Genomic DNA, 11,776 nt, shown 5'->3' with positions numbered 1-11,776 from the left:
TTTAAGACTCTCAAAAGAATTGCTGGTTTACTTTAACTATATTCTGTTCAATTTTCAAAGACCATTTACTCCGTCGCACCGAAGCGACTTCCTTATCTTATCACTGAGAAACTTTTCTGTCAACACATTTTTTTCAACATTTTTTCTTGTTGTTTGTGTTAATAAAAATTTGCTTTCATTCGTTGGAATTACTTGCGCCCCTCAGGACAAGATTTATGATATCACCCTAAATTTAATTAAATTTTTTCAAAATATACTATATTTTAAATTTATATTTGATTTTCTTAATTTTTTATTAAAATTCTCACTTTTACTTATATTGATACACTAGGAGCAGTGTTATAAATTTTATATAAAGTTATCCACTTAACACACATTATCCACAATATTATATACATTATATTATGTCTTTATTAACATAACTAACATTATCCACAAGTATATTTTTTCATTTACTCACTTACTTTTATTTAAGAATTTAGAATTGTAATTATATTATTACTTTTAAATTTTTTACTGAATATTTTAATAAATAAATTTCTTAACTAGAAAAATGAAAGAAGAGCATAAAAGTTATACTTTTATGCTCTTCTTTAGACTTACATTAAACTACTCTTTTCTTAGGAATGACAACTGGATTTTCTCTTAAACCTTTTACTTCTTCACTATCATCAATTAATGTTCCCTTATCAGTAATTGCATGATTCATCATTACATTACTTCCTATAACTGTATTTTGAAGAATTACACAATTTTCTATTACACTACCTTTTCCAATATAAACATTTCTTCCTATAACACAATTCTTAACTTCACCTTCAATATAAGAACCATTTGCAATTATAGAGTTGCTTACATTACTTGTAGTAGTATATTGCGTTGGACAAGCATCCTTTGGCTTTGTATAAATTGGGAAATGACTATAGAATAATTCCTTATTTACTTTTTCATTTAAGAAATCCATATTTGCATTAAAATATGCATTTATTGAATTTATACAAGCTAAATATCCTTTAAATTCATATGCTCCAACTTTTAATTTATCTATATTTCCATTAATGTAGTTCTTAATCTTCTTATATCTTCCGCCTCTAATGCATTCGTATATCATGTCTATAAAAAGATCAGTCTTCATTATATACATTTCCATATTTATATTAGCACTGTTTTTTAATCCAACATTTTCGCCAACTCCAATAACTCTTGAATTTTCATCAAGGTTTAATACTTGGCAATCTATAAAATTATCTTCTACATGTTTAACATTTTTGTAAACAGTAGTTACATCATTTCCTTGCTCAATATGATATTTAATTAATTCGTTATAGTCTAAGTTACAAACCATATATGACGAACAAATTAATGTATATTCTTTTTTACTATGATCAAAATAATCAATATTATCTAAAAAATTATGAACATCATCATGTACAGGATCTTCATCACTAAAATTAAATACCTTTAATCCATCTTTTTTACGATATATATCCCATGGCTTTCCATTTGTTAAATGATCCATTAATGATCTTGATTTATTTTTTGTAAAAATACCTATTGCTTCAATTCCTGAATTAGTCATATTGGATAAAATAAAATCTACTACTCTGTATCTACCTGCTATAGGCAAAGACGCTAACGGTCTATGTCTTGTCAGCTCCGTTGTTTTTTGTTCATTTTCATCTAAATTAATTATACCAATACAGTTATTCATCTTCTCATCTCCTCTTCTATCTTAAACTTCCATTGCTTCTATTACACTACCGCTTTTAATATCTTCTTTAGATGCTATAACAGATATTTTTTCACCATTTCCTATTTTACAATCTTTTCTTATTTTTGCTTCTCCACCGATTATGGCTTTATTAATAACTACATTATCACCTATCTTAGCATCTGTCATAATTACAGAATCCTTAATAACAGTATTCTTACCAACATACACACCTTCAAATAATACTGAATTTTCTACCGTACCATGAACTGTGCATCCCTCAACAACTAATGAATTTTTAACATTAGCATCTTTTCCTATATACTGAGCCGGTCTTACAGGACTTACAGAATAAATCTTCCAATCATCTTCATAAAGATTTAATCCACTTTCTCTTTTTAATAAGTCCATATTTGCTTCCCAAAGGCTACTAATTGTACCTACATCCTTCCAATATCCTTTGAATGGATATGCAACTAATTTTCTACCTTCGTCTAACATTTTAGGAATTATGTTCTTCCCAAAATCATTGCTTGATTCTTTATCCTTCTCATCTTCTTTTAAAGCTTGTCTTAAGACTTTCCAGTTAAATATATAAACTCCCATTGAAGCCATGTTACTTTTTGGGTTAGCTGGCTTTTCTTCAAATTCATATATTGATAAATCATCATTAGTATTCATTATTCCAAATCTACAAGCCTCTTCCATAGGAACTTCTATTACAGCAATTGTTGCTTCAGCATTTTTTTCCTTATGGAATTGAAGCATTTTATCATAGTCCATCTTATATATATGGTCTCCTGATAAAATTAATACATATTCTGGATCATATCTATCAACAAATTCAATATTTTGATAAATGGCATTAGCTGTTCCCTTATACCAGTTACCTCCCTTTTCTTCTTGATATGGTGGTAATATACTTACTCCTCCATCTCTTCTGTCTAAATCCCATGGAGTACCTATTCCAATATGCGCATTTAATTCTAAAGGTTTATATTGTGTTAAAACTCCAACAGAATAAATTCCTGAATTTGAGCAATTACTTAATGGAAAATCTATTATTCTATACTTTCCTCCATAAGGTACTGCTGGCTTAGCTAATTTTTTTGTTAATACACCTAATCTTGATCCTTGTCCGCCTGCTAATATCATAGCAACCATTTCTTTTTTTCTCACTATTATCCCCATCCCCTCTTAATTTAATATGCCGCAATAAACTTATTACACTATTAAATTACATTTTCTTATTTATGTTAAATTTATTATTTTGGCTATATAATATTATTATTTAATGCATTTATATTAATTAATCTATTACTAAACAGCTTTTTTAAAAGCATTTAAAATTAAAATCTATATTAAACTTTGTAAAATTTACTCATTATTTAAAAATTATGGAATAGTTCTTTTTAATAAGGCACTTTATTTATAGAAAAGTGCCTTATTTTTTCTATAAAATCTTTAAAATTTTATATTCATGAGATTTTAACTCTATCTCAATTTGACTATTTTTTACTTCATACTTTTTATCATTACTCATTAAATCAATAACGGTATTTCCATCATTAACATCATATAATGAAATATTCTCTTTCTTTTCCATAGTATTAACTACAACCACTATCTTTTCATTTCCTATTAGCCTTTCATATCCTAAAACTTCGTTATTAAAATCTAAGAACTTTATTTCTCCGCTCTTCAATGCCTCTTCACTAGCCCTGATATTAGATATCTTAGTATAGAAATTTAAGATATCCTTGTTTTCCTTTCCCCAAGGATATGCCTTTCTATTATATGGATCTTTACCTCCAGTCAGACCAGCTTCATCTCCATAATATATTAGTGGAACACCTGGCAATGTCATTTGAATAACTACTGCTAATTTTAATAAGCTAATATTATTATTTAAAATAGTTAATACTCTTTCAGTATCATGATTTCCTAAAATATTCATAGTTGAATAAAAATATTCCTTTGGATAGTTTTCCTTAAGAGACATATATTTTTTAATAAAATATCTATTTCCAATATAATTTCTAACTAAATCTAAAATTATTTGTCTTAAAGGATAGTTTGTAACTGAATCTAGTTCACTTCCAAATAAATATTCTCTTCTTCTATTATAACTGTATTTATTAGATGCATCCTCCCATACCTCGCCGATCAATACCCCTTCAGCTTTTACTTCTTTAAGCTTTTTCTTTAAAATTTTAATAAATTCATCCGGTAATTCATCGGCAACATCTAATCTCCACCCACTTGCTCCAAGCTTTAACCATTTTTCTATTATTGAATTATTATTTCTAATTATATAATCTAAATAACTTGGATTTAATTCATCAACATTAGGCATGTTAGAAAATCCCCACCATGCTTCATATAACTTTGGATAATCATTAAATCTATACCATCGGTAATATGGTGACTCCAAAGATTGATAGGCTCCTAAAGAATCATAATTCCCAAACTTATTAAAATACTTACTATCACTTCCCGTATGACTAAAAACCCCATCTAATATGATTCTCATTCCTAAATCTTCAGCTTCACTACATAGTTCCTTAAATATTTCTTCATCTCCAAACATTGGATCTATTTTTTCATAATCTCCAGTATCATATTTATGACAGCTTGGTGAATCAAATATTGGATTAAGATATATTGTACTTACTCCTAATGATTTTATATACTTTAATTTTTTCTTTACGCCTAAAAGATTTCCACCATAGAAATCCCATCTAACTATATTTCCTTGTTCATCTTTTATATACATTGGATCATCATCCCATTTTCCATATATAAAAGTATTTTTTTTAGGATTTAATACTTTTCCTTCTTTATTCCCATTGAAAAACCTATCTACAAATATCTGATATATAATCCCTTTCTTATACCAGTTAGGAACTTTCTCATTAGAGTATATAGTTATTTGATAACTTTTAGGATCATTAAAGTACGTTTGTCCTTCTCCACCTAAAGATTCTATATTATTGCCATATAAAATATTTCTACCACAATAATTTACCCTAAAATAGTAATATATCAATCCAAAGCAGTTGCTAGTATCTATTTCATTTTCATAAACCCAACTATTTACGTATCCATTCCATCCTATTTCATTCATTTGAACTTCTACTTGATTATTATAAAAATTAATCAAATTAATATAAACTGAACACTTTTTACTAGTCCATATTCTAATTCGCACTTTAGTTCCTATAGTAACTGCTCCAAATGGATTTCTTAACTGAATATTATGCGAATCATGGAAAATTTGTATATCATCCAAATTCACATTCCTCCTATAAATTTTTATATATTACAGTAGATCCCCATATACCAGTTGCATATTCCTGAATAGTTCTATCTGATGAAAAGATACCTGAATGTGCTATATTAACACCACACATCCTTTGCCATTTTTCTTTATTCATATAAAGTTTATTAACCTTATCTTGTGCTGCTAAATAAGCATCAAAATCTTTCAATACAAAGAACTCATCATTATATGTTAATAAATTCTCATATATTGTTCTAAATCTATCTTTATCACTACAATATTTACCATTAATTAAATCGTTAGTTACTCTTTGTAATCTTGGATCATTGTTACAAACATCCCATGATGAGTATCCACCTTGTTTATGATAATTTAGTACCTCTTCAGCATTTAATCCGAAAATAACGATATTATCTTCTCCAACCTCATCTTTAATTTCTATATTAGCTCCATCTAAAGTTGCTATTGTAATAGCACCATTCATCATAAACTTCATATTAGATGTACCAGAAGCCTCCTTAGTAGTAGTTGATATTTGTTCACTTAAATCTGTTGCTGGTATTATTTTCTCTGCTAAAGATACTTGATAGTTTTCAAGCATTACTACTTTAATTTTATCATTTACTCGTGGATCATTATTTACAGTTTCAGCTACTCTGCATATTAATTCAATTATATTCTTTGCTAAATAATATCCTGGTGCTGCCTTTCCTGCAAATATAAAAGTTCTTGGTATTATATCTAAATTAGGATTTTCAATTAATTTATTGTAAAGATCCATTATTCTTAAACAATTTAATGTTTGTCTTTTATATGCATGTATTCTTTTAATTTGAACATCAAAAATTGAATTAGTATCAATAACTATTCCATTTGATTTATAAATTTCTTGTGCTAATCTTTCCTTATTATCTTTCTTTATCTGTCCAAGCTTTTCTAATACGCCTGGATCATCTAAATAATTTTTAAAGTTTTCTAAATCAGTAGGATGTTTTATAAAGCTATCTCCAATTGTATCTACCAAAAGCTTAGTTAATTTAGGATTAGATCTTATTAACCATCTTCTATGTGTAATACCATTTGTTTTATTATTAAATTTAGATGGATATAAATAATAGAAATCTGACATTTCTCTCTTTTTTAATATTTCGGTATGAAGCTTTGCAACTCCATTTACACTATGGCTACCTACTATGGCTAAATTAGCCATCCTTACATATCCATCTCCTATAATAGCCATTCTTGATATCTTATCCCATTGCCCTAAATACTTATTCCATAATTCTTCACAGTATCTTCTGTTTATTTCTTCTATAATCATATAAATTCTTGGCAGTAAACTCTTAAACATATCTACTGGCCACTTTTCTAAAGCCTCAGCCAAAATTGTATGATTAGTATACGAAATAGTATTTTGAGTTATTCTCCAAGCATTTTCCCATGATAGCCCTTCCTCATCTAATAATATTCTCATTAACTCAGGAATTGCCAATGTTGGATGAGTATCATTAATATGAATTGCTATTTTCTCATCTAATAATTTTATATCTCCCTTATGCTTCTTATAATGTCTTACTATACTTTGTATTCCTGCTGAGACAAAGAAGTATTGTTGTTTTAACCTAAGCATCTTTCCTTCATAGAAAGAATCTTCAGGATATAAAACTAATGAAATTGCCTCTACTGAATTTTTATATGAAATTGCCTTTAAAAAATCACCTCTGCTAAAAGATGAAAAATCAAATTCATTTGATACTGGCTCTGCACTCCATAATCTTAAGGTATTTACAACCTCATTTTCATATCCAACTATAGGAGTATCATAAGGTACTGCCAATACAGGCTCATAATTAACATGTGTAAAAGTAAGTTTTCCATTAACGTAATCGGAAATTATACTTCCACCAAACTTAACAATTTCAGCTTTATCTTGCTTTTTTATCTCCCATACATTACCTTCTCTTAACCAGTTATCAGATGCTTCTACTTGTTGACAATCCACAATTTTTTGCTCAAAAAATCCATATTTATATCTTATTCCACAACCATGTCCAGCAATATTTAAAGATGCCATTGAATCTAAGAAACAAGCTGCTAATCTTCCAAGTCCTCCATTTCCTAAGCCTTGGTCGTGTTCTAAATTTTCAATTTCTTCTAAGTCAATATCTAATTCGCTTAAGGCTTCTCTGCAGATATCCCTTATTCCCAAATTTAAAAGAAAATCACCTAATAGCCTTCCTAATAAGAATTCCATTGAGAAATAGTATACTTGTTTTTCTCCAGTTTGATTGTATCTATTATTAGTATCCATCCAAGTACTAATTACATAGTCCCTAACCAAACTCCCCAATGCTTCATATTTTTGTTGATTATTTCCTTCTTTTAATTCCTTTCCGTGTAATTGAACGAATTTATTGTTATAATCTCTTTTAAATGAATTCTTATCAATTGATAGCATATATCTACCTCCTAATAGCTTGTATCCATTAAGGTCTCTTGACTACATCTTCATATAACAATTTATATTGCATAGCTGATTTTTCCCAACTGTTATCTGAATCCATAGCTTGTCTGATTATGTTATTCCAAGCATCTTTATCGTCGTAGATTGTTAATGCATATTCTATTATTTGCATTAATTCATTTGAATTAAAGTTTTTAAATCCAAAGCCATTACCTATTCCAGTGTACTTATTATAAGGAGAAATTGTATCTTTTAATCCTCCTGTTTCTCTTACAATTGGTATTGAACCATATCTTAAAGCAATTAATTGTCCTAATCCACAAGGCTCAAATAATGAAGGCATTAAGAACATATCTGTTGCAGCATATATTTTATGAGCTAATGAATTATCAAATTTTATATTTGCTGAAACTTTATCTGGATACCTATATTGTAGATTCTTAAATGTTTCTTCATACCAGTAATCTCCTGTTCCTAGAACAACAAATTGTATATCTTTTTGAAGAAGCCTATCAATTATGCTTACTATTAAGTCACATCCCTTTTGATGAGTTAATCTAGATATTAAACCAATCATAGGAGTCTCTGCCCTTTGTGGTAATCCTAGTTCTTTTTGAAGAGATAACTTATTTTCAACCTTATCTGATATTGAATCCCAAGTAAAATTCTTAAATATAAGATTATCCTTCTCAGGATCAAATTCTTCATAATCTATCCCATTTACTATTCCCTTTAAGAAATCACTTTTACATCTTAGTAATCCATCAAGCCCTTCTCCATATTGTTGTGTCTTTATTTCTTCTGCATAAGTATTACTTACAGTAGTAATTTGATCAGAATAATTTATTCCGCCTTTTAAAAAGCTAACTGATCCATTTAATTCAACACTACCATTAGTTAACGGCATATAGTCATATCCAAATAGCTCAGGTAAAACATTAGGTACAAAGCTACCCTTAAACAATAAATTATGAATTGAAAATACAGTTTTCATATTTGAGTAAAACTCGTTATTTTTATACTCTAAATTTAATAGTACTGGTACCATACCTGTTTGCCAATCATTACAATTGATTATATCCGGCTTCCAATCTATTTCTTTAATAAATTCTAAAACTGCTCTATTAAAAAATGCAAACCTTTCGCCATCATCATAATATCCATATAACCCATCTCTATTAAAGTAATATTCATTATCTATGAAATAATATACAACATCTTTATATTTATATTGAAAAACACCACAATACTGATTTCTCCATCCTACAGGAACTGTAAACCACTTTATAAATTGTAAATTTTGCTTTAGTTCATCCTTTATATTCTTATACTTTGGTATTACTACCCTAGCTTCTACACCTAGTTCAGTTAAGGATTGAGGTAATGCTCCCATTACATCTCCTAAACCACCAGTCTTAATAAACGGATGCGCTTCTGATGCTGCAAACAATACTTTCATCTATTCACACTCCCTATTTAGATTTATTATTCATAACTTTTAAAACAATAGCTGCCATTGGTGGAACTTTTATTTTCACAGAATATGGTTGATTGTTATAAGGAATTTCTTCTGCTAACAATACATCATCAATAACTTGTCCTGATCCTCCGTATATTTCGTTATCTGTATTAAAATCTTCCACATACTCTCCTAATTTTGGAACCCCTATTCTGAAATCATATCTAACTACAGGTGTATAATTGCACACAAATACCAAAGATTCATTATTCTTTTTATCGTGTCTAATAAAAGAGAATATGCTTTCATCACAATTATCTGCATCAATCCATTCATATCCCTCTGGTTCATAATCATTCTCCCATAATGCTTTATTGTCTTTATAATAATGATTCATATCTTTAAAGAATAATTGTGTCTTTTTATGCATATCGTTCTCTTCAGTTAAGTTCCATTGTAACTCTTCATACTCATGCCATTCTGTAAATTGACCATATTCTGAACCCATGAACATTAACTTTTTCCCTGGATGTCCCATCATATGAGCTAAGTAAAGTCTAAGCCCAGCAAACTTATTCCAGTAGTCTCCCCACATCTTATTAACTAAAGAACCTTTACCATGTACAACTTCATCATGAGATATAGATAAAATAAAATTCTCTGAGTAATTATAGGCCATAGAAAAAGTCATCTTATTATGATGATATTTTCTATACAACGGGTCTTCCTTAATATATGTTAAAGTATCATTCATCCATCCCATATTCCACTTAAAATTAAATCCTAATCCACCATCTTCAACAGGCTTTGATATTTTAGGCCATGCTGTAGACTCTTCTGCAATTGTCATTACAGTTGGAAATTCTTTGTGAATCGCAGTATTATACTCTTTTATAAATTGCATAGCTTCTAAATTTCCATTCTCACCATAAATATTAGGATGCCATTCATCATTTTCCCTACCATAGCTAAGATAAAGCATATTTGATACTGCATCATTTCTAATACCATCTATATGAAATTCTCTTATCCAAAAGAATAAATTAGAAATTAAAAAACTCTTAACTTCAGGTTTTCCTAAATCAAAATTAAAAGTTCCCCAGCCCTTATTATCTCTTTTCCACTCTTCATCATATTCATAAGTTGGAGTTCCATCAAACATATATAATCCATGAGCATCTTTACAAAAATGACTTGGTACCCAATCTAATATTACTCCAATACCAGCTTTATGAAGTTCATCAACTAAATATTTGAAATCATTCGCTGATCCATATCTGCTAGTAACTGAATAATAACCTACACCTTGATATCCCCAAGATGCATCTAATGGATGCTCAATAATCGGTAAAATTTCTACATGTGTGTAGCCCATGTCTGTTAAGTACTTTGGCAACTCTGCAGCAATTTCTTTATATGTTAAAAATTCTTTGTTTTTAGTTTTCCATGATCCTAAATGCATTTCATAGATATTTATTGGACTCTCATACATATTAAATCTTTTTCTTTTCATCATCCAACTTCTATCATTCCATTTATATTTATCTGCTTCACTAACAATTGATGCAGTATCAGGCCTTTTTTCTGATTGAAATGCATATGGATCAGCTTTTAAATTATAGTGTCCATATATATTTTCTATTGCATATTTGTATTTCTCTCCTGCATTTATTCCCTCTATAAATATACTCCATAAGCCTTCATCTGATACCTTTTCCATTTTATATTCATCTTTTATTTCAAAATCTGAAAAATCTCCTACTACATATACCTTCTTTGCTCTTGGAGCCCAAGTTGTAAATCTTACCCCTTTTTTTCTTTTTTCTGAAACATGATGTGCACCCATAAAGCCATATGCTTCATAATGTTTTCCTTCATGAAATAAATTAATGTTTTCAGGTGTTAACTCACATTTCACCTTTTTTCTTGTAGACTTACTTACTTTATCATTATCTAAACTTTTACTATTTATTTTTTTATTAACTGTTCTAACATCTTCGATTGTCTTCTTAGTACCACTTTTCTTAACAGCTGCTCCATTTTCTCCTCTCATGTAAATCCTCCCTCATATTTATACTGACGTAAATTACTTTTATATCAAATCTTATCCTTTATTTTATAATTCTACCATCAAGCATTTATACTCTTCAACTTCTTTTAAGCGACATTTAATCTAATAAATCCACTTATAACTTTATATATAACTGTTTTTATTGTTGCTTTTTGTTGTTTTTAGGGTGTTATTTTCTCTTTTTTGTCTATTTTTTAGGAAATATTGCATTATTTTTTATCTTTAATTTGATACTATATTATTTAAAGTTATATGCTCTTATAATATTTTTTATTATATTTTTCTATAATATTTTTAAATCTTGTATTTTCAAAAGAAATTTTCACTAAGCTTATTCCATCTAATAACATTTACGAAAATTAATTTCAATCTTTCAATTAATTTTTGATAAATTAGCAGAAAAATATATAACCTCTCTTTTGTCATGACGTTTTTACATTCTAATTAATATTCAAGTAGAATCTTGCTTTATCACTTAACTATAATTTAATATAACAAAAAAGTACTTAGCTTTTACACTAAGTACCTTATACTACCTTACAACGTTCATCGTGGCAATTCTTAATACTTCGATTAACCTTCGCTAAATTGCCCGCAAAAGACATAACATGTCTTTTGCCTCTCCCAGTGGAAGAGCATAACGTTGTGCTTTCTATTTAACTATAATTTAATATAACAAAAAAAGATACCTAGTATAAACTAAGTATCTTCTTACCTGGCAACGTTCTACTCTTCCACACAGTCCCCCGTGCAGTACCATCGACGCTGTAGAGCTTAACTTTCCTGTT

6 protein-coding genes are annotated in these 11,776 nt (G+C 28.6%); all 6 read right to left on the bottom strand.

All coding sequences use genetic code 11. The features are described 5' to 3' along the window. Positions 1-604 precede the first annotated feature (604 nt). Positions 605-1,711 carry a glucose-1-phosphate adenylyltransferase subunit GlgD gene (gene glgD / locus HCG70_RS16600; protein ID WP_042402599.1) on the bottom strand — a complete coding sequence of 369 codons (1,107 nt, stop codon included), beginning with the start codon at positions 1,709-1,711 and terminating at the stop codon, positions 605-607. Positions 1,712-1,732: 21 nt separating this feature from the next. Continuing rightward, on the bottom strand, positions 1,733-2,890 hold the full coding sequence (locus tag HCG70_RS16595) for a glucose-1-phosphate adenylyltransferase (RefSeq protein WP_042402602.1): 1,158 nt from the start codon (positions 2,888-2,890) through the stop codon (positions 1,733-1,735). A 274-nt stretch (positions 2,891-3,164) separates the two neighbouring features. Continuing rightward, on the bottom strand, positions 3,165-5,003 hold the full coding sequence (locus HCG70_RS16590) for a glycoside hydrolase family 13 protein (protein WP_055277918.1): 1,839 nt from the start codon (positions 5,001-5,003) through the stop codon (positions 3,165-3,167). A 13-nt stretch (positions 5,004-5,016) separates the two neighbouring features. Then, positions 5,017-7,452, bottom strand: a complete 2,436-nt coding sequence (locus HCG70_RS16585; RefSeq protein ID WP_042402608.1) for a glycogen/starch/alpha-glucan phosphorylase — start codon at positions 7,450-7,452, stop codon at positions 5,017-5,019. A gap of 28 nt (positions 7,453-7,480) precedes the next feature. After that, positions 7,481-8,917, bottom strand: coding sequence for a glycogen synthase GlgA (glgA, locus tag HCG70_RS16580; protein ID WP_042402614.1), 1,437 nt, complete (start codon positions 8,915-8,917; stop codon positions 7,481-7,483). A 13-nt stretch (positions 8,918-8,930) separates the two neighbouring features. Continuing rightward, positions 8,931-10,970, bottom strand: a complete 2,040-nt coding sequence (gene glgB, locus HCG70_RS16575) for a 1,4-alpha-glucan branching protein GlgB (RefSeq protein WP_082423950.1) — start codon at positions 10,968-10,970, stop codon at positions 8,931-8,933. Positions 10,971-11,776: the final 806 nt, after the last annotated feature.

It is taken from the genome of Clostridium sp. K04 (assembly GCF_019734375.1).
GTDB lineage: Bacteria > Bacillota > Clostridia > Clostridiales > Clostridiaceae > Clostridium > Clostridium saudiense.
Note: the sequence above shows the minus strand (reverse complement) of the source record. Positions and strands in the feature narration are given on the sequence as shown.